The sequence below is a fragment of the Bacillus thuringiensis genome, assembly GCF_001182785.1.
GTDB classification, from domain to species: Bacteria; Bacillota; Bacilli; order Bacillales; family Bacillaceae_G; genus Bacillus_A; species Bacillus_A thuringiensis_S.
Genome location: NZ_CP012100.1, coordinates 258,174 through 278,603, shown reverse-complemented (window position 1 = coordinate 278,603; position 20,430 = coordinate 258,174). Strand labels below are relative to the sequence as shown.

Sequence of the window (20,430 nt, the reverse complement as noted above, 5' to 3'; positions counted from 1 at the left end):
TATATTAAAAAATATTTTACAAAGAAAAAGCTGATTTCCTTATCATAAAAAAATCAGCTTTGGGCGTAGTTATTAATTTAGAGGTTGATTACTTTAAAAGTTTATCAAATGTTTTTTCAACTTTATCAGCATCCTTTGATATTGCAAACAGGATATAGTTATCTTTTGTTTTTAAGACATGTTTTTCTATTAAGAAATATTCGTCTGGAAGATAGTCTTTAAAGCTTTTTGATTGCTTTTCGACCTTATTTGAAATGTTCTTTTTAATGTCTTCTACATTTTTCACATCTTTTACTTTTATTACAGCGATTTCATCAGCTTTGATATTTGTAGGAGCGGTATATAACACAAAGCTTTCGACTTCATCCGTATTTATGTTATATAGCTTTTGAAGCTTTTTACTATCTCCTTCTTTCATTTCTTCTAGGTTAGTAACATGTTTAATTTTCTCACCTATTTCTGTAGCTGAAAGGTTATTAACGTTATCTTTTTTTCCAAAACAACCACTTAAAGATCCTAAAGTAATCGTACAAACTATAATAGTAATAACGAATTTTATATTAAAAAATTTCAACAAATGTGTCATTAGTTTAAATTCTCCTTTTATTTAGTTGTTTTAAATATTTAATTTGAACAAGGATTTTAACGCTTTATATTTAATGAATACAGCCATGAACATAAATTTATTAAAGGGGTGGATAAATCTATTTATTCGGATAGATTATTAATAGATGCATCTTCAAAGAAGGTATTTCCATTATAAAGCACTAACATATCATTGATTTTATTTTTCTGTACCAACATATTTAGACTATCTGTATAGTATCTAAGGTCGACTATATGGATTTCACTAAAATGTGGTAGTAAAAAAGGGAGTAAAGAATTTGCATAAGAATCTTTGACAACTAATAATTTTTTTCCATTCGTATTATCAGTTGATATTTTCACTAATGGATGATTTCCGTTGAAAAATATCGTGTATTTATCTTTTTTCTTGATGTTCTCCATTTCATAAAGAGAGGTAGATGTTTTATTCTCATCAAGATATTCCACTTTATATTTTTTCGCTTTCTTAGGCTCATATAATTCAATGCTATCAGGATCTATATTTCTAAAACCTGCTTTTGAATATAGGGATCCATAAAAACTATGTGTAATTTGTTTAATGTTGAATGCCACATTTTCATTAGGAGTAAATTTCATATTTTTACCCAGCTCTTGATAGGCATAATATGCCCCTTTGGTGGTCCAATGATGATCGGTTTTATAATATATATATTCATCCTTTTTTGAGCTCAATACAGGATATACATCTATAAAATTTATATCCTTATCTAAGGATTTTTTTACTTTATTAATATACGTAAGCTCGTCACCATGAGAAACATAATTTGGGAGTTTATTTTCCAAAATACTAATTGCTGTAGGTACTAACATGACTTGCATTTTCACATTAGGATTAGCAATATGAAAATCATTTATTGCTTCTATTTTGTTTTTTACATCTTGTTCTTCAGGCTTACTAAACTTTTGAAGTAAAAAACCATCTTTACCGATATACACACCATTATTTTCTTTCTTTCCTAGTGTGTAATCTATATCAGATTTCACATTTATCCAAAAATCCCTGAATGCAAACTGATCAGAAATATATTTTTCGTAGTTAGAAGTAAACTTTTTTTCTATTAGATTATGGAAAGAGAAAGTTGGGAACTGTTCTAGCTTTCTATTCTCTGCATCTGAAAATGTTTTATTGGGAGTTAGTAAATTTATACTAAACATTCCCCCTATAAATAGTGACAATAACCCTGCCATTGTGTATTTGTATATTTTTTCATACTGATTCAAGTAACTCACCTCTTTCAAACTAAATACAAACTCATTGTTCTAAAGGTTTTCATTAAAACCTAAAATATAAGAATGGATTATATGTGTCATTCACTAAATAAGCAGTTGAAAGAACTACTAGTACTATATAGAAAACGGGAATGCCAACTGCACCTGGAAGCTTCAACTTTTCTTTAATATATCCAAACGCTTTTTGGGGAAATGGTGTTGAACAAATTGCTAGGACAATAAATAACATAAAATTAGTTGTTAGATAATATAGCGTTTCATTATCCAAGAAAACAGATTGATTAAACCCAAACATTGTTCCCAAGAAATTCATTGCTACTGCTAAGTTTTCAAATTCAAAAAATACCCATCCAATTAAAACAATGATAAGTGTATACACATGTCCAATAAAGCTCATTCTATTTTTAAGCCATTTTAAAAGAAATAGTTTTTCTAGTGTTACAAATAATCCAAAATACAATCCCCAAACAATAAAATTCCAATTCGCTCCATGCCACAATCCTGTTAAGAACCAAACTATCAATAAATTTCTAAGTTGTTTGATTAATCCGGTCCGATTTCCACCGAGAGGAATATACACATACTCTCTAAACCATGAACCTAATGATATGTGCCATCTACGCCAAAATTCAGTTACACTTTTTGAGATATAGGGATAGTTAAAGTTTTCTGGAAAATCAAACCCAAACATTTTACCTAACCCTTGAGCCATAGCTGAATATCCTCTAAAGTCAAAATAAATTTGGAAAGCAAAAGCAATAATCCCGATCCATGCTGTCAGGATGGTAAGTTCTGATATAGAAGTTGTTTTTACACTTGTCCAAAGAAGTCCTATATTGTTAGCTAAAAGTACCTTTAACGCAAGCCCTTTAATAAATAATTCCATCCCTTGACCAAAACGATCGAATGTTACTTTTCTTTCCTGTAATTGCTTATCGATATAACTGTACTTTACAATAGGGCCTGCAACAAGTTGAGGGAACATCGTAACATAAGTTCCAAAAGAAATAATGTTTTTTTGTGCTTGTACTTTCCCTAAATAAACATCAATTACATAAGACATAGTTTGGAAAGTATAAAAAGAAATTCCTACTGGAAGGGGAAGGGTATCAACCTCAATATTTAAGTTGAAAATCGTATTGATATTATCCACCACGAAACCATAATATTTGAAGAAGCCAAGTATTCCTAAATTTATTATTATAGAGTTAATAAATATTGCTTTTGTAATACCCTTGCGATCTCTATATTTATCTATAAGTACACCATTAGCATAGTCAAATATGGTGGAGAATATCATAATGACTATATACACAGGCTCACCCCATGCATAAAAAATGAGACTGACGATAAATAATATAAAATTTCGAAGAACTTTAGGTGATACGTAATAAATAACAAGTGCTAATGGTAAAAATAAGAAAAGAAAAATTAAACTACTGAACACCATTGTTCTTTCACCTCCTACAATAGTTTTGTCTGTGTTTTTTATTTAAAATTTACAGTTCTTACAGAAGAACTGTAAATTTTAGGTGTAAGCATTACTTAACGGAACTTCTCAATTGTTCAAGTAGTAGCTCGTAATAATCTGCTTTAAAATGTACACCATCTTGATCATGTAAATCTTTGTTTTTTTCAAAGATTGGAGATAAATCGATGTACTCTGCTTTCTCAGCTTTTGCTAATTCTTTAAGTTTCACGTTATATTCATCAATATGTTTATATTGTGGGTATTCCTGTAATACCTTATCTATAACTGGTGTAACAGATAAAAGGTGTATGCTTACATTTGGAAGTTTTTCTTTTATTTTTTGTATTAATTTTGAATAGTTATCTATTGAAAACTTGACTGGATTTTCGATAGGTTTTCCTTCAAGATCCATAGGCATCAGTAAATCATTTGTTCCAAAGCTCATAAAAATATGTTCAGGTTTTTTTTCTACTACTTTGTTAACATCTTCCTCTATAGCCATTGCTGTAACTTTACCTTTGTCAGCAATAATATTTTGATCATCGATTAATTCTTGATCAATCATCCCTTCAGTAATGGAATCACCAAAGAATACACTGTTTTTAAAAATAGGTTTAACAGCACTATTTTTCGATTTTTTTTCATGCACAGCCTCTTGAGTGACCTTATTTGATGTTTTTTCAGTTCCTTTATTTACACAGGCTGCGGAGGATAATGCAATGGTCCCCATAACTAGACAAACACATACTTTCTTTAACATTTTTATCTTCCTCTCAAGTCATTATTTCGTAAGCGATGGTGTATATAGCGATACTATTTTTATTTTCAATGCGAACCTTTCGTTTACAATATATAGATTAATCTTTACAAGTAAAGATAAGGTGCAGATAAGATAGAGATAATTCAAAGAATGTAAAGTTTGAAAATTAGTTACTGAATAACTTAACAGAAGAATAATTTGATACTTATATTTCTGAGATTGAGTATAAGTGGGGGTAAATAAAAAGGAAGCGAATTCTTGCTAGTTGCAATAGTTCACTTCCTTTTTACATTAGTTTTATATAAACATTACACACATTAAAAGTAGTAATTTAATAATACAAACATGTTTTTGTTTATTTTAATTGATTTTTTAAATATTCCAACCAAATTGGATAGAATTCAGGCTTAAAATGTATGCCGTCCTTAATATAGAGTTCTGGATTATCTTTAAATATCGGGGATAAATCGATAAAATTCACTTGTTCTTTTTTTGCTATCATTTTAAATCCTTCGTTAAAATCCTTAATATTTTTATAACGCTCTTCTTTTTGTATACGTTCTGGTGTAACTGGTGTAATTGACAGGATATTTATTCTTGTATTAGGTAATTTTTCTTTTATTTTTTGAATCAATTGAGAGTATTGGGTTACTGCAGATTCTTTTGTGTCAGTAAGATTACATAACCCAAGTAGAATAAATATATTTTCTGGTTTTTGATTGGCTACTTGCTCTACATTTTCTTGAGCATCTCCAATTGATTTCCCTATACCACTTATAATATTTTCTTCGTCTAATACATCAAGATCATGAAGTCCATCTGTAATGGAATCCCCTAAAAATACACTTGTTTTAAAAATAGATTTAAATGTAGAAGTATCTATGTTAGACGAAGAGGGGGACTCTTTTTTTAGGGTGATAGAAGAAGAGTCTATTTTATTGACTGAACTAGTAATGTCTTTCTTACTATCTGGATCCCCGCAAGCTGCTAAGGAAATGATACTTATCAATGAGATTGTAATTTTTTTAAAAATCATATACAATTTCTTTTCTTACAGTGTTTTTATCGATAAAATCAGGTAACGTTTTTACTGATAAAAACCAATTTTCAAAGATAATTACATACTATAAACGTTGATCTTTCTGGAAATTCAGGTGGAAATGTTCTGCATCATTGTATACACCAAATTCATATCCTTTCTCTTTATAAAATTTAATAATTTCAGGAAGAGCTTGTAATGTCTGTGGTTTTTCATGCATCAAAACAACTTCTATATCTTCTGTTGTTTGTTTTTTTACATTTTCTGCAATCTGAGTTGGATTATCTTTTAATTCCCAGTCATGAGAATCAATCGTCCAATCCCAGACTTTTATTCCAGATTCTACAATTTGGTTACGAATTTCTTCGCTTTTTAGACCTGGTGCGGAACCATATGGCGGGCGAACTAATTTAGGGCTTGTACCTGTAATTTCATGTATAAGAGCTAGAGTTTCTTTCATCTCTGGTACAAATTGCCCATTTTTATATAACTTATTGCTATTATGCGTCATACTATGTGCACCAATATAATGCCCCTCTTTTATTGCTCGTTTTACATTTTCCTGAAGACTGGTATTTTGCAAATTACTTCCTTGCATGAAAAATGTTGATTTAACATTGTTCTCTTTTAATACATCCAAAAATTGACCAGTTAATGTGCTTGGACCGTCATCAAATGTTAAGTAAACTACTTTTCCTACAGGTTTTCCATCCGGCCTTTTTTGTTTTGTCGGTGGTGTTTCACTTTTCTTTTCTTGTTGCTGCTTGTTAACTTGCTTAATACTTTCTTGAGCTACTCCTTTGGCAGGAGTGGAATTAAATTTTCCAATTAAAAAGAACATGAAACAAGCTGTTGCTAGAACAGCCCCTAGCGATATAATTACCGTAGTTATTACACTTGTTTTGTTCTTATTTTTTGTTTTTTTCATTATTTATCTATCCTTTCTCTATTGATTTTTATATTAATTATTAATTATTTATAAATCCGAACCTTTATTTGGTTGAATCAGTATTTTCAACCGGTTCTTACCATAAATAGATTAATAGAGAGGGATAAAGATAAAATGCAGATAATGTCGAAATCAGTTAAAGAATACTCCATTGTCCTCACTTTTTAATAAAATTACGCTATTCCCCAGTTCGGAAGCTGTTTATATACTAGCGAAGCAGCAAACAAACTGTTCAATTGTCGGTAAATTGTTTTTTATTATATTAAAATTGTTAGATTTATTTATTAATTTTGTTAGATAGTAAAATAATTAATGAACGCTGATAAAGATAAAGTGCAGGTGAGGTCAGTTTTGTTTGAAAATAATAAAAGCGTGTAGAACTCAAATTCTACACGCTTTTATTTAAATAGAAGAAAAATAATACACCATCTTCAGTATTTGATACACCATATTGTGCATTATGCAATTCTAAAATATTCTTTGAAATAGCAAGTCCCAGTCCCGTTCCACCTTTGGAGCGTTGACGAGACGTATCTCCTCGATAAAAACGATCCCATATTTTCTCTAAATGTTCTGGTGCGATATGAGCTCCTTTATTTTCTACACATACTTTCGCACGTTCCTTTTCTTCTATAACTGACATGATAATATTTTCATTTTCTGGCGTGTAACGAATGGCATTGGTAATAAAGTTAGTAATAACTTGTTCTATTCGATGTTGGTTTGCAATAACTTCAATTTTAGAAAGGTGCTTATGGACATGTAATCGCTTAGTTGTTATATCCAAGGTTAATTGCTCGCATATATAATCAATCATCTCATCAATATGGAAAGCATCCATCTCCATTTTATACGTACCAGACTCGAATTTTGCTAACTCCAGCATATCAATAATGAGCATATCCATTTTATCCACTTCTTTTGACATTGCTTTAAAGTAATACTCTTTTTTATTACTAGCAACACCGTCTTCCAAAATTGAAATACAGCTCTTCATTATACTTAAAGGCGTCTTTAACTCATGTGAAACACCAGAAATAAATTCTTTACGTGTATTTTCTAATTGCTTTTCTTTCTCTATGTCTTGCTGCAGTTGGTTAATATACGAATGCAAAGTCATAGAAAGTGTATTAATACTGTTTGATAAATCACCTATTTCATCTTTTGTAGTAATAGGTATCTTCTCTGAAAAATCCAAATCCGCAACTTTTTTTGTAGTATCATTTATTTGTAACAATGGTTTCGCAATTTTTTTTGAGTAATAGAACGAGACTAAAACAATAAGAATTAGGACTAATATAACTAAATAAATATAATAATCTTTTATCATTTGTACAGCTTCGTCCACTGGTTGTAATGATGTCATAGCAAAAAAATAATTTGTCTTGCCATTTACATCCTTTATTGGTTTAATTAATATTTTATATTTAATATCATTTTGCTCATAATCCATTATTTCCATAGAATTTAATTTTTTATCTTTTTCATTTAATATTAAATTTACCTGAAATTGTTTTATCCTGTCTATTAATACACGGTTTGTATAAATAAAGCTTGGCCCTATCGTTACCTCTGGAATTTGTACTTGCTTAATGTTTCCTGATAAGTATAACTTTGAGCTTTCTTTTGGTGACAGATCCGTTGTGTCTTTTCTTCCATATAACCTTTCTGAAAGGTGCTTATTCTCCAATACCAAATTCTCATTTTCTACTGTTAAAATCGCCGGTATTACTGTATCACCTTGTTGTATCCCATCAATAATAATACGATTCCCCTGTGCTAAACGAAACTGCAGCCTTTGCATATCCTCTAAATCGATAAAACTATACATTGGAATATGAATTACATGATTAGAAAAAAATTTATTTTTATTAGGATCTAATTGAATTTCTAAAGAGAACCCATTTGCATATTTTATATTCCCTACACTGTCTAGCGTTGTAATCCATGTCGCATTCTCTTGATAGAAATCTTGTTCCAATTCTTGAATTGCTTTCGCGTCATCTCCAGATTTTACATATGCTTTTTCAAAAGATTGAATACTCTTTTTAATATCATTAACTTTTCGACTTGCATAGTATTGCTTGAAAAATATGGTTTGTCCAATAAAAATAGTTACTAAAATAAGTGTGCATAATGCCGTTGTTAATATAAATAATTTTAATACAATTCCTTTTTTCATATCTGATCCTCAAATTTATAACCAGCTCGGAAAACTGTTACAATACAAGTTGCTCTATTTCCTAATTTATGACGCAAATTACGGATATGACTGTTGACTGTACGATCATCCCCTGTAAATTCGTACCCCCATATTTTAGTGATTAATTGTTCTCTAGAAATAATAATCCCTTGATTTTGCATTAAATATGTTAATATTTCAAATTCTGTGTGCGTCAAACTTATATCTTTTTCATCGACAGTTACTGTACGGGAGGGATAATGTACATGGATGCTACTTCTAGTTAATGTGTCCTTAATTGATATATTAACTTTAGAAGAATGTCGACTTTCAATTAATCGTTTGGCTCTCGCTAATAAAATAGGGGGACTGTATGGTTTTGTAACATAATCATCTGCTCCTAGTTCAAATCCAAGTAAAGTATCATCTTCATCAACCCGAGCCGTTAACATAATAATAGGCACATTAGATGTTTTACGAATTCGTCGACACACCGTCCAACCATCTAATTCTGGTAACATAATGTCTAGAATAATTAAATGTACTTCATGTTCTTCAAATGTAGACAATGCTTCTTTCCCATCAATCGCTTCTAAGACCTTATATCCTTCATTTAGTAAATAATCCTTCATAATTTCACGTAAAATATCTTCGTCTTCCACAATTAAAATTGTTCTTTCCATATTCTATCTTCCCCACGATTTATTTTCTCGAAAAAATATTTTTTTCTAGTTTAACCAATTAAAAGTCTTTCACTATTTCCATTATTAATAAATGTAAGATACTTACATGAGGAGAATAACATGTAGATGTAAAGATAAAATGCAGAGATATTAAAATGGGAAATCTATTGTGAATTTGTATTTGCAGGTAATTTATGCCTAAGGCAAACGTCCTTTATTTTCTCTTCTATATCATTTCTAAGGTCCTCTGTTCGTTGTAACCAACAATAAAATGTGGAACGAGGTAATTCTAATACATTCCAAAATTCTTTAACCGTTATTTTTGTTTTGAAGTTATTCCATAAATGAACTAGAGTTTCCGGGTTCAACTCCTTTCGATTTCCAGATACTTTCCCCATATAAGTAATTTTGTTTTTTACTGTTTATTTTCTAACTGTAGCCGTTCCAATTCATTTAACTCTTTTGGCCCTTTTCCATAAGAATATTGTTTTTCTACAAGTTGTTGAAAACGGTACGTTTGATTGGTGCGATACCATTTCATCCATGTCTTAATTTGGGAGACATTTTCAGATCTAAGCTTCTCCATAATGGTCCGATTGGAATACCCATCCTTTTTCATTTTAATGACTTTCCACTTTACTTCTTTTGGGTAATGAACTCTTGTTTTCAAACCGAAAACACCTCCATTGAATTTGCATACTTAGTATGCGAATTCAGGAGGTGTTTTTTCATGTACCACTATTCGGGTTCACTTCAAAGTTAAGGAAATTGGCTTTAGTTTGTATTAACTTAAAGAGATTCTATGATTTTATAATAAGTGGACTACCAGCACTTCGTAAAAAAATCATACTAAGCACATTTTGATAAAAGGGCCGATTTGTATACCTTCCTTATAAATTGTGTTGCATAAATAAATGCTCATTTCTTTTGGTATTTTGATTTTTCTTCAACAGGAATTTGTATATTCATAATTATCTGTCCTTCGGGATAAAATAGATTTAATTCATGTAAATCTGTTTCAATTACATTACATGATCTAAACTGTAAACCATTTCTCTCTATATAATCTGTAATATTTGTATATATTTGACGTCGTACTTCATCCATATGCTCTTCTGTACATAGGTAATCAACACAAAGATAATCACCTGCAGGTATACTAAGAATATTAACATGCTCTATTTTTGTATCATTCAAAACAGGATAATAAACTGATAGTCCCAGATCATCATTGAATAAATTTTTAATAGGACACATTGTTATAAATTGTTCTTGAAAAAATTCACCTTGCTTAAAAATAGAACGGAATTTATCAAAAAAGGATTTTACACTATTAAAATTTTCTCCTTTGATATGATAATATTTTCTTTCCTCAAAATAGACACTCTGAATTTCATTGAATTTTCTACTTCTATTTTGAAGGAGATCGAGGATCCTAGTAATTTTCTCTTGCATTTCCATAAATCGATAAATTTCAGCTTCAATATCATTTTTTTTGTTCTTTAAGATATTTATATTGTTTATTATATTTTTCTTATTTATTACTAAATCAATTTCTTCAATTGAAAAACCTATATCCTTACAAAAAAAGATTTGGCTAATTTTCTGTAGGTCTTCATTACTATAAAGTCTATAGTTATTTTTACCTACCTTTGGCTGAACTAGTCCTTTTTCTTCATAGAATCGAAGTGTTTCTTTCGTTGTATTAAATATCTTAATTACATCACTTTTAGTTAACTTATAGCTATCCATCTAATTATATTGCCTCCTATAAGGAATAATATTCATACTATAAACTATGTGGTTACTTCATAGTCAATAAATAAGGAGTAAACTTTTACCCAAAAGTTTACTTTGTAGTTTTAAGTCTACGGCAAAGGCATAATCCCTTTGTTAGACCTTAATTCAGCTATTAGCTTATACTTAAAAGTAGGTGAATACCTTTGTTTTTAGTGAATCTATATTACATTTTTAATGGAAATAAACAAAAACTTTTTCTTATAAAAATTTTGTTTTATTAAGGAAATAAAATATACTAGACTATAAATCAATTTATAGAATGAGGTATAATACATTGAATAAACGACATATTTTTATAGGTGCTGCAATGAGCAGTATTTTATTATTATCTGCATGTGGTAATTCTGATAATCTTGTTACATCGAAATCAGGAAATTTGACACAAGAAGAATTTAATAAAAAGTTAAAAGAAACAGCAGGAAAACCTGTTTTACAACAAGTAATGTTAGACAAGATTTTATTAGATAAATATAAAGTTTCAGATGATGAAGCAAAGAAAAAAGTTGAAGAATTAAAAAAACAAATGGGCGATAATTTTAAATCCTATTTAACACAAGCTGGTGCTAAAGATGAAGATGATCTTAAAACAAAAATAAAAACGCAAATAGCCTTTGAAAAAGCTGTTAAAGCTTCAGTTACGGAAAAGGAAATGAAAGATTACTATAAACCAAAATTAAAGGCAAGTCATATTTTAGTAAAAGATGAAAAAACAGCGAAAGAAATAAAAGAAAAATTAAATAATGGAGAAGATTTTGTAGCATTAGCAAAACAATATTCAGAAGATCCTGGTTCAAAAGAAAAAGGTGGAGAATTACCTGAGTTTGGTCCAGGTGAAATGGATTCTAAATTTGAAGAAGCTGCTTATAAATTAGAAGCTGGACAAGTAAGTGATCCAATAAAATCTTCTCATGGTTACCATATTATTAAATTAACAGAGAAAAAAGAGTTAAAACCTTTTGATCAAGAAAAAGATAATATTCGTAAGGAATTAGAACAGAAGCGTTTACAAGATCAACAATGGCAACAACAATTCTTTAAAGATTTATTCAAGAAAGCAGATATAAAAATAACAGATAAAGATTTAAAAGATACTTTTAAAGAATTTGAAAAATAAAGCTATGTACAAAAAAATAACCCCTAGGGGTTATTTTTTTGTACATAGCTTTAAACTAATGAAATAAAATCTACTTACTTGCCTTAAAAATAAGTAGGGGTGTTCATTTCATTTTTATTATATCATCTTATATCTTAATTATTTCTTTTTATAAAAACTAACTATGTTATTGTCATATTTATGTTAAATAAGGACTCTCGCCAGATTGTTATTAATCTAAAATTATGAAGTATTCCCATTATGAAAATTTTATATTTTCGCAGCTAAAGGACAAATAAAAAAGGTCCTTAACAATTTATTAAGGACTGCGGAATAACACCGCAATTTGGGTTGGAACCCAATCAGTTTGTAGAAAATAAATCGCGATTATGATAAATTGTATTCCCAAAAGCAATGTTCAAATGAATTTTAGCATATCTGTAACTATATTAGTATCAACAAAATGTGGATTGGATTACAAAAAGTGGTTCTGAATATTGGGAAAAGTTTTGATGTTCATAAATATAAATATTTTTTGTAAGGACGCTATATTCTTCTCTATTTACCTATGTATACATTTTTACTAATATATTATGAAATTTATATTGATTTCAAATATTTTTCACGAAATATTAGATTAGGATTTTTAGGGGGTTAAAATATTTGTTTATTCCTTTTTATCAATTAACTAGATTTTCAAACATCAAAAGTGCATATGGTAAAATTTGTTATATAATGAAATCAATCCATATTGATGGTTTCCCCGTTACGCGTAATGAGATAGCTTAATTCATCTTTTATACATTATCTGAAAAAGGATTTGTAGGGATTCCTACAAGTTCTTTTTGTTCTTCGGATTGGCAAATAGTGAGTGTTATTGGAGAAACAGCTAACATTTTAAGAGTCTTCATATATTCTTATGACAAAATGCTGTAGAAAGCTTAAGAATTCTTAAGAATTTTTGCCTCTTTTTTTTAAGGTTTGGACTCTAGAGTATAATTATGAGTTTAAATCTGTGGGATGATTAGGTATAAAAACAATTCGCTTTCTTATTTCTGTATATAATGCACTAAAAATCAATTGGTACAGCCATTCCAAGTTCAAGGTTTCTTGGAGACAAAATAATTCAAGGAATTGATTTGAAGAAAGTAAATTACATTGTCAAATATGGACTGAGTACAGGTGTATTCACAGAAAAATTAATTAAAAGAAGAAATCTCAAGACAATTATTTTATTAGTGGAAAATAATAAGGAATTTTATTTTTTACTATAAGAAAAATTTAAAGAGAAAAGGAACTTATTTATTGTATATGGATTAGTAGTAAATAGTGAACAAAATATTAGGGAGAACGCTATTACGTATATACATTATGTTATTTCTTGTCTTCAGAAAAAAAGAAGATACAAATATCTCACCTGCTTATGTTTTTAGCTGTTTAATACGAGAAAAAATATGGAGGAATCATATGGAATCAAAAATTCTTATTGTCGATGATGATAAAGAGATTAGAAATCTTATCTCTGTTTATTTGGAAAATGAAGGTCTGAAAACTCAAAAGGCAGAAGATGCTATGGAAGCTTTACAATTGTTAGAAGAAAAGGAATTTGATTTGATTATTTTAGATATTATGATGCCGAATATGGATGGTATTGAAGCTTGTATGAAGATTAGGGAAGACCGCAATATACCTATCATCATGCTATCTGCAAAATCTGAGGATATAGACAAAATTCAGGGTCTAGCCTCTGGTGCAGACGATTATTTATCAAAGCCGTTTAACCCACTAGAATTAATCGCTAGGGTAAAATCCCAATTAAGAAGATTTAAAAAATACAATACGTCCATAGAGCATAATAAAAGTATTCTAGAAATTGGTGACTTAACCGTGAATACAGATACTCGTCAAGTATGGGTAAGGGGAATAGAAACAAGGTTAACTCCAAAAGAGTTTGCTATTCTAGAACTACTTGCCCGCAACAAAGGGGTTGTCCTGAGCGTTGCGAAAATATATGAAGCAGTTTGGAAAGAGGTTTTTTATAAATCAGATAATACAGTTATGGTCCATATTACAAAAATAAGAGACAAAATTGAAGAGGATTCTAAACATCCCATTTATATTAAAACCGTTTGGGGAATTGGGTATAAAATATGAAGAGGGTTAGCTTTAGAAATAAAATAATTATAAAACTTCTGGGTGCTGTTGCAGTTAGTTTTCTTGTTTCGTTTTGTTTAACAATCCTTGTTGTGCAATACGTCATAGATCCATTATTTAGAAACCACGAAGATTTTGGTATGTTTGAAGCCAATTTGGCATTGTTGTTCTCATTTGCGTTCGCAATCGTTAACTTTATAATATTTTTTTTGATATTGGTTCGAAAGAAAATAGTATATTTGAAGCTCATTTCTGATAATGTGAATGATATTGCCAATGGAAAACTGGGTTTGACAATTGGGATTAAGGGGAAGGACGAATTGACCCAACTTGCTCAAAATATAAATTATATGTCTAAGGAATTGGAGCATACATTTGAACAAGAAAGGCGATTGGAACGTACAAAGAATGAACTTATAACCAATGTATCTCATGACTTACGCACCCCGTTAACATCTATTATTGGCTATATAGATTTATTAAAAAGAGGGCAATACAACAGTAACACACAATTACAGGAATACCTTGAAACCACGTATTCAAAGTCACAGAGACTGAAATATTTAATTGATGAGCTGTTTGAATATACTCGTTTATCAGGCATAGATGCTAAGTTAAACCTTAATGAAGTTGATTTATCAGGTTTGTTGGAACAAATAGTTGGAGAATACATACCTATATTTGAAAAGGAAAGTTTAATTGTTCAAAGATCTATCGCGGAAGAAACAATACCTATCTTCATAGATGTAGAAAAAATGGTACGTGTATATGAAAATCTCTTTATGAATGCGATAAAGTACAGCATGAAACCATCCGAATTATCTATATGTCTTGAACTAATAGGCAACAAGGCAATTTTGAAAGTATCAAATAAAGTCGAGAGACCGCCTGTTAGCAATCCCAATAAATTGTTTGAAAGATTTTTCAGAGGGGACAAGGCAAGAAAAGATGACCAGGGAAATGGACTGGGGCTTGCTATCTCAAAAAAAATTGTTGAACTTCATCATGGCAATATACATGCAGAATATAAAGATGGCTGGATGTCCTTTATTGTTGAACATCCAATCCAATAGATCGGCTTATGGAATTACAGGTTCCATAAGCTTTTTTTGTAAAACTTAAGAATTCTTAAGGATTTTACAGGGTGTTTCCTAATTTTCATAGTTTATCATGTATGTATTCGAAGCGATGAGGAGTGAGGAGAAATTAAAAGGAAAATTTTCTTTACAGGTTCCAAGTGGATACATCGTGACAACCTCATGAAAAAGTTAGTTGCAACACGATTATTTTGTTAGGAGCAAATATGAATAACCCTTAGTTTATCGAAATCAAAAACAAACGTAGGAGGATAAATATGTTAAAACCAGTTGTAGATGTAAAAAACATTCAAAAATTGTACGGTAAAAAAGGCGAGAATCAATCACACGCATTAAAAGGTGTATCATTCACAATTCAAGAGGGAGAATTTGTTGGTATTATGGGCCCTTCTGGTTCTGGTAAAACAACATTATTAAATGTAATTTCAACGTTAGACACAGCAACGGGTGGCGTTGTTGAAATTGCTGGAACGGATATTACGAAAATGAAGCAAGGTGAGCTTTCTGATTTCCGCTCGCAAAAATTAGGATTCATTTTCCAAGACTTTAACTTATTAGAGAATTTATCTATATATGAAAATATCGCACTACCCCTTTCCCTTCAAGGTGTTGCATCTCGTAATATTGGAAAGAAAGTAGAAAAAGTAGCTGATATGTTAGGCATTACAGCTATACTTCAAAAGTATCCTTCTGAGGTATCTGGGGGACAAAAGCAACGGTCCGCAGCAGCACGTGCGTTAGTTCATGAACCAGCAATTATTTTGGGAGACGAGCCGACTGGAGCTCTAGATTCTAAAAATGCAACGAGTTTACTTAATGCCATGACAAGCTTAAATAAAGAACAAGGTGTATCCATTATGATGGTTACGCATGATCCTTACAGCGCAAGTTACTGTCAGCGTATTTTATTCATTCAAGATGGTGAGTTGTATAAAGAAATTCATCGCGGTGGTACCCGTGAAGAATTCTATAAAGAAATTTTAGACGTGCTTGCAAACTTTGGCACACAAAAAGCGTAAGGAAGGAAGTTCAATCATGTTATTTAAACTTTCCATGTCAGGGCTAAAAAGTAAGTTACAAGACTATATTGTCTTACTTGTTGGTTTGATTGTATCGATTTCAACTTTTTATATGTTTCAAACGTTATCACTAAATAAAGCGTTCCTTGAATCCAATCCGCATGCTGATACGGTTGCATTTGCATTCCAAATCGGTTCCGTTTTATTAGCGATTGTAACGTTTTTCTATATTTTATATGCAAATTCTTTTTTATTAGCTCTTCGCCAAAAAGAATTTGGCATGTACATGATGTTAGGGGCAAGAAGGTATAAAGTTACCTCACTTATGTTTATCGAAACAATCGTAATTGGTGCCGCATCTCTTGCAATTGGAATCGCAGTTGGTATAGGGCTTGCACAAAGTATTGGTCAGTTATTAATGAAGCAGTTGGAATTTTCTGGTGAAGGTTATAAAGCATTTTATATACCATCTATGGCTGTTACTTGCCTCTTTTTCTTTGCACTATTTATAGTATCAGCAATCATGAATAGTATGAAATTATCTCGTATTTCTGTACTACAACTTGTACATGCAGATGCAAAAACAGATCGTATTGCTGTAAAAGGAAAAATAACAGGTGTAGTTGCATTCCTTGGTCTGATTTTGCTAGGTATTGGGTATGCATCATTGATCCATATCGCACATTTACAGGAAAAAGAGCTAGTAAACGTACCTAAATTCATGGGTATTGGATTAATCACAGCAACAATCGGTACGTACATGTTATTTGGATCACTTCTCCCAGTTATGCTTAACAAGATAAAGAGTAATAAAAAACGTTGTGAAAAAGGACTGAATGCTTTTACTTTTGCACAATTGAATTTCCGAATTAATAGCCTAACACGGGTGCTTGCAACGGTAGCAATCCTAGTGGCTCTTGGCGCTGGTGGAATTGCTTGTGGTATGGCATTTGAAAATAACGTTCTAAAGACGACTGATAAAGAAAAAGTTTACGATTCAATCGTTCATAATCCAACAGTGGAAGAAAAGAAAATTTTGAGTGGCATCTTATTTCAAGAGAAGTTTGAATATCGCTACAAAGTAGATGGTCAGTATGTATATTACATAAAAGAAGATGTTGAGAAAAATCGTCCATTAGCACAAGATAGTGAAAATGGGAAGAAGATGAAAGTTTTAGAGGAATTTCCTAAGGATGCATTTACATTGCCAAAACAGCTGTATAAACTGTATAACGATGATACGAAAACAAAACAATGGAAAGAAGCATTCTTCACAATCCAGCCAACTTATATGTATCCTGATCATCAAATAAAAATTATAGACTCAAACATATACGATAGTATGAAGGAAAAAGAACATACTGTGTTTATTGGGAAAACAGATGATTTTGGAGCACACTTAAGAGAATGGAAAAAACTTGATGAATTACAGGTAGCGAAATATAAAAATGTGAAAGCGAAAGAATTAGGTAGTACGTATCAAATGTATAATCTGAGTCATGGTTTGGCCAGTGGATTCATGTTTATGGGCTTCTTCGTTGGAATTGCGTTCTTAGCAATGATGGCAAGTTGCCTAATGTTTAAAATTCTATCTGGCGCATCGAAAGACAGCACACGTTATCAAATGCTTCGTAAAATTGGTGTCCGCCGGGGGTTATTAACACAATCGATTTATAAAGAGTTATTCTTTATATTCTTAGTACCGGCAATTGTGGGTATTGCTCATATATTAGTTGGTATGAACATGTTCGGTCCGCTTTTGATTGATCCGTATTTCCGAATTTGGTTGCCGCTTGTCATTTTCGTAGTGATTTACTTAATTTACTATTTGATTACAGTTCAATTGTATAAAAGAATAGTACTTCCGAAAGAAAAATAGTTTTACTAAATATACAAAATGTTAAACTCAAAAAAACCAGCGATATTATACACATGTACTAATATCACTGGTTTTTTATATGAATATTTAATGGTCAATTTTACAAATTATAAAAAATTACAAGCTCAGTTTTACATTTTCACAACAATATTTTTGTAAGATTATCTTTCTTTTCCCTCTGTTTGATTGGCTTGGAACTCCATTTTTAGTGCAATACTATCCCCTTGGAAAACGTTTTGATCTGTTCCGTTGTCCTCAAATATAAACTTTATCCAAAACCAATCCATTTTCCCAGGTTTTAATCCCCCTGTTTCAGTCCACTTAGAATGAAATACTTTTTTGGATACAATCTCTGAACTTTGTGATTTTAGTTCTGCAAGAGTTGTCTCGTATGCAGGGTTTTTTGCAGGATCCCAATCCCAAAGAAATTGTACTTTAATATGTTTACCGAAATCTTCTGTAGTATTATTTTGTTTTAAGTCGTTTACAGTATAGTCTATTTTCATCATTAAATCTTTAATATCTAATGTACCACTATTTTTTAAATTGAATTTCTTTAATATTTTGTCCCCAGGTTTTAAATTTTCTAAGTTAAGTGAAGTAGTTGGTTGCATAGCTAAATCCAATGTACCTGCAGCAAATGTATTATTTGTTACAACTTGATCGCTAAAATATGCATATGTTCCCCCACCAATTAAAGATAAACCAAGAGCGGCTGAAACCACTCCAACTCCTAATTTCTTTTTCAATGACATTTTTTGTTCCTCCCATATCATTTTTATAATCTTTCTCCCTAATCAACCGAAAAGGTCCCCTTAATTCAGATATACCATGAATTGTTAAAAAATCATATTAAAAGAATAAAATTCCTTATTGAGAAAATTATGTTATTTTTATCTTCTATAAATGAAACGTCCCAAAAATAGAAAAGGTGAATTTATAATTATTGAAAATTCCGCCAAAAAATAATATTAACTCGCTTTTATAATTAGAATTATTTATTTCTTCATTAGTATTCTAACGCTTCAAAAGATACACCATTCGTGTATAGATAGAGTTTTACTTGAACCATGTGAGATATAAAGTCTTGCCAGCCTACATGTACATGGTCATAGTGTCCAGTTTTATCTGAACTGTGTGGGATATAAACTTATGTAACAGGCCATCAATGTAGATTTGTTTCCTGTTTTGTCTAAACGTAGTGGGATTTAAAGTATTGTTACAGCGATATAACTTATGTTAACAAGGGATTTTATCTGAACTATGCGGGATATAAAATGGGGAATGAATCCTAAAGACATCAAAAAAAGAAGTATTATTTGAACTTTGCAGGATATAATTGCAAAAGTTCATAATGAAACCATAGAAATAAAGTCCTAATTAAAAGGGGCTCTATTTCTATGGTTGATACATTCAAATGTTTTATCTATCATTGGTTCATATTGAGAAACCTTATATTAGTATTACAAGTTTATAAGGTTTCTCAATATCTTGTGGCCTAGTAACAGGGAGAGTGTAAAAAGGTTCAATTGAATATTTAACAAAAACCTTATTTGAAAACAAGAAGCCCTAGAGTTAGGGCTCTAGGGCTTCTTATTTTGGTATTCTCACATGGTTTTTCAAAAAGAATAGAACATATTGAAGATACCATGTGAATGTTTCATAAATGTATCAAAAAAATGAACAAAATTGCTATTGCATAAGAATCAGAAATGAAGTTTCTAATATGTAAGTACGTGAAAGATATTATTTCCAGTGGATAAAATGGGCATGGGACACCTAATCATTATTTTATCGGGGGAAAAGAATATGTTATGAACTTGGTTGAATGAAAAAATGAAAATTTTACTTTAAGTGAAGTTAATGAAATATATTTTTGGGGTTATATCAATGATTGTTATCTTGATGGACATTTTAACTTTATAAAAGTCATAGAAGAAAACACAACTATGAGGAATAGTAAGCTATAAAAATGAAAAAAAGCCTCTCATTGAGAGACTTTTGAAAATGTTTATATTTTCAACTACCTTAAAAATCTTTTCTTGATATCCGGAGTAGGAATAAGACATTGGTTTTGTTTGCCAAACCATTTGTATCTATTTTCTGCAACTTTTTTGTAATAAAAGTTTCGAATAGGTTTTGGAATTATTAAAAGGATAAATAATAATTTACAACTTCCTTTTAAGTATTTACAAATATTCAGTATGGCATCGGATTCTGTATAAGCCCTATTATTATCAATTAATATCACACTATCTATTGTTTCGCTAATGTTGTATTGATTTAATAACTGAATGCCAATACTACTTTGGCGTGATGCAAATTTAAAATATTCTTTAGGATCTCTTTTAATAATAAACTGAACACTTTGATTACATAAGTTGCAGTCCCCATCAAAAAGTATAATTCGTGTCATTAATAATCCCTTCTAAAACGTTTATTTAATC

Annotated in this window: 16 protein-coding genes and 1 pseudogene; 5 read left to right on the top strand and 12 right to left on the bottom strand. The window is 30.4% G+C overall.

Annotated elements, in window-relative coordinates; translation table 11 throughout:
• Nucleotides 1-88: 88 nt before the first annotated feature.
• From AC241_RS28435 to AC241_RS28390, 10 genes and pseudogenes are all read right to left on the bottom strand, one after another.
• Nucleotides 89-586: a DUF4358 domain-containing protein gene (locus AC241_RS28435; RefSeq protein ID WP_050845153.1), complete on the bottom strand. Its 498-nt coding sequence runs from the start codon at nt 584-586 to the stop codon at nt 89-91.
• 122 nt (nt 587-708) lie between these two features.
• Entirely contained in the window at nt 709-1,848 is a 1,140-nt protein-coding gene (locus tag AC241_RS28430; protein WP_050845152.1) for a DHHW family protein, read from the bottom strand.
• Between the two features lie 52 nt (nt 1,849-1,900).
• Nucleotides 1,901-3,307, bottom strand: a complete 1,407-nt coding sequence (locus tag AC241_RS28425; protein WP_050845151.1) for an MBOAT family O-acyltransferase — start codon at nt 3,305-3,307, stop codon at nt 1,901-1,903.
• A 91-nt stretch (nt 3,308-3,398) separates the two neighbouring features.
• On the bottom strand, nt 3,399-4,088 hold the full coding sequence (locus AC241_RS28420) for a GDSL-type esterase/lipase family protein (RefSeq protein WP_050845150.1): 690 nt from the start codon (nt 4,086-4,088) through the stop codon (nt 3,399-3,401).
• Nucleotides 4,089-4,443: 355 nt separating this feature from the next.
• Nucleotides 4,444-5,124: a GDSL-type esterase/lipase family protein gene (locus tag AC241_RS28415; protein ID WP_050845149.1), complete on the bottom strand. Its 681-nt coding sequence runs from the start codon at nt 5,122-5,124 to the stop codon at nt 4,444-4,446.
• Between the two features lie 88 nt (nt 5,125-5,212).
• Nucleotides 5,213-6,055, bottom strand: coding sequence for a polysaccharide deacetylase family protein (locus AC241_RS28410; RefSeq protein ID WP_050845148.1), 843 nt, complete (start codon nt 6,053-6,055; stop codon nt 5,213-5,215).
• A 409-nt stretch (nt 6,056-6,464) separates the two neighbouring features.
• Nucleotides 6,465-8,258 (bottom strand): HAMP domain-containing sensor histidine kinase, encoded by a 1,794-nt coding sequence (locus AC241_RS28405; protein ID WP_050845147.1) that lies wholly within the window; start codon nt 8,256-8,258, stop codon nt 6,465-6,467.
• Entirely contained in the window at nt 8,255-8,941 is a 687-nt protein-coding gene (locus AC241_RS28400) for a response regulator transcription factor (RefSeq protein WP_050845146.1), read from the bottom strand. Before AC241_RS28400 ends, AC241_RS28405 begins: the two co-directional genes overlap by 4 nt.
• A gap of 191 nt (nt 8,942-9,132) precedes the next feature.
• A pseudogene (locus tag AC241_RS33620) lies at nt 9,133-9,611 on the bottom strand (IS3-like element ISBt2 family transposase); the annotation flags it as partial.
• A gap of 248 nt (nt 9,612-9,859) precedes the next feature.
• Nucleotides 9,860-10,693 (bottom strand): MerR family transcriptional regulator, encoded by an 834-nt coding sequence (locus tag AC241_RS28390; protein WP_050845144.1) that lies wholly within the window; start codon nt 10,691-10,693, stop codon nt 9,860-9,862.
• 322 nt (nt 10,694-11,015) lie between these two features.
• On the opposite strand from AC241_RS28390, the gene AC241_RS28385 reads away from it, so the two are divergent.
• The 5 genes from AC241_RS28385 (at nt 11,016) to AC241_RS28365 (ending at nt 17,983) form a co-directional block, all read left to right on the top strand.
• Nucleotides 11,016-11,855 (top strand): peptidylprolyl isomerase, encoded by an 840-nt coding sequence (locus AC241_RS28385; protein WP_050845143.1) that lies wholly within the window; start codon nt 11,016-11,018, stop codon nt 11,853-11,855.
• 1,446 nt (nt 11,856-13,301) lie between these two features.
• Nucleotides 13,302-13,988 carry a response regulator transcription factor gene (locus tag AC241_RS28380; RefSeq protein ID WP_050845142.1) on the top strand — a complete coding sequence of 229 codons (687 nt, stop codon included), beginning with the start codon at nt 13,302-13,304 and terminating at the stop codon, nt 13,986-13,988.
• Complete coding sequence (locus AC241_RS28375) at nt 13,985-15,061, top strand: sensor histidine kinase (protein ID WP_050845141.1); 1,077 nt, start codon at nt 13,985-13,987, stop codon at nt 15,059-15,061. Before AC241_RS28380 ends, AC241_RS28375 begins: the two co-directional genes overlap by 4 nt.
• A 281-nt stretch (nt 15,062-15,342) precedes the next feature.
• Nucleotides 15,343-16,104, top strand: a complete 762-nt coding sequence (locus tag AC241_RS28370; protein WP_050845140.1) for an ABC transporter ATP-binding protein — start codon at nt 15,343-15,345, stop codon at nt 16,102-16,104.
• A gap of 16 nt (nt 16,105-16,120) precedes the next feature.
• Entirely contained in the window at nt 16,121-17,983 is a 1,863-nt protein-coding gene (locus tag AC241_RS28365; RefSeq protein ID WP_050845139.1) for an FtsX-like permease family protein, read from the top strand.
• 161 nt (nt 17,984-18,144) lie between these two features.
• Here AC241_RS28365 and AC241_RS28360 read toward each other — a convergent pair whose 3' ends face one another.
• Both AC241_RS28360 and AC241_RS28355 read right to left on the bottom strand, forming a co-directional pair.
• Nucleotides 18,145-18,738, bottom strand: a complete 594-nt coding sequence (locus AC241_RS28360; protein ID WP_050845138.1) for a TasA family protein — start codon at nt 18,736-18,738, stop codon at nt 18,145-18,147.
• A gap of 1,268 nt (nt 18,739-20,006) precedes the next feature.
• Nucleotides 20,007-20,399: a thiol-disulfide oxidoreductase DCC family protein gene (locus AC241_RS28355; RefSeq protein ID WP_050845137.1), complete on the bottom strand. Its 393-nt coding sequence runs from the start codon at nt 20,397-20,399 to the stop codon at nt 20,007-20,009.
• Nucleotides 20,400-20,430 lie beyond the last annotated feature (31 nt).

What these genes read in the sequence shown, in the direction of transcription:
- AC241_RS28435 (WP_050845153.1), bottom strand. Translation starts at nt 586, where the DNA reads ATGACACATTTGTTGAAATTTTTTAATATAAAATTCGTTATTACTATT.
- AC241_RS28425 (WP_050845151.1), bottom strand. Translation starts at nt 3,307, where the DNA reads ATGGTGTTCAGTAGTTTAATTTTTCTTTTCTTATTTTTACCATTAGCA.
- AC241_RS28420 (WP_050845150.1), bottom strand. Translation starts at nt 4,088, where the DNA reads ATGTTAAAGAAAGTATGTGTTTGTCTAGTTATGGGGACCATTGCATTA.
- AC241_RS28415 (WP_050845149.1), bottom strand. Translation starts at nt 5,124, where the DNA reads ATGATTTTTAAAAAAATTACAATCTCATTGATAAGTATCATTTCCTTA.
- AC241_RS28410 (WP_050845148.1), bottom strand. Translation starts at nt 6,055, where the DNA reads ATGAAAAAAACAAAAAATAAGAACAAAACAAGTGTAATAACTACGGTA.
- AC241_RS28405 (WP_050845147.1), bottom strand. Translation starts at nt 8,258, where the DNA reads ATGAAAAAAGGAATTGTATTAAAATTATTTATATTAACAACGGCATTA.
- AC241_RS28400 (WP_050845146.1), bottom strand. Translation starts at nt 8,941, where the DNA reads ATGGAAAGAACAATTTTAATTGTGGAAGACGAAGATATTTTACGTGAA.
- AC241_RS28390 (WP_050845144.1), bottom strand. Translation starts at nt 10,693, where the DNA reads ATGGATAGCTATAAGTTAACTAAAAGTGATGTAATTAAGATATTTAAT.
- AC241_RS28380 (WP_050845142.1), top strand. Translation starts at nt 13,302, where the DNA reads ATGGAATCAAAAATTCTTATTGTCGATGATGATAAAGAGATTAGAAAT.
- AC241_RS28375 (WP_050845141.1), top strand. Translation starts at nt 13,985, where the DNA reads ATGAAGAGGGTTAGCTTTAGAAATAAAATAATTATAAAACTTCTGGGT.
- AC241_RS28370 (WP_050845140.1), top strand. Translation starts at nt 15,343, where the DNA reads ATGTTAAAACCAGTTGTAGATGTAAAAAACATTCAAAAATTGTACGGT.
- AC241_RS28365 (WP_050845139.1), top strand. Translation starts at nt 16,121, where the DNA reads ATGTTATTTAAACTTTCCATGTCAGGGCTAAAAAGTAAGTTACAAGAC.
- AC241_RS28360 (WP_050845138.1), bottom strand. Translation starts at nt 18,738, where the DNA reads ATGTCATTGAAAAAGAAATTAGGAGTTGGAGTGGTTTCAGCCGCTCTT.
- AC241_RS28355 (WP_050845137.1), bottom strand. Translation starts at nt 20,399, where the DNA reads ATGACACGAATTATACTTTTTGATGGGGACTGCAACTTATGTAATCAA.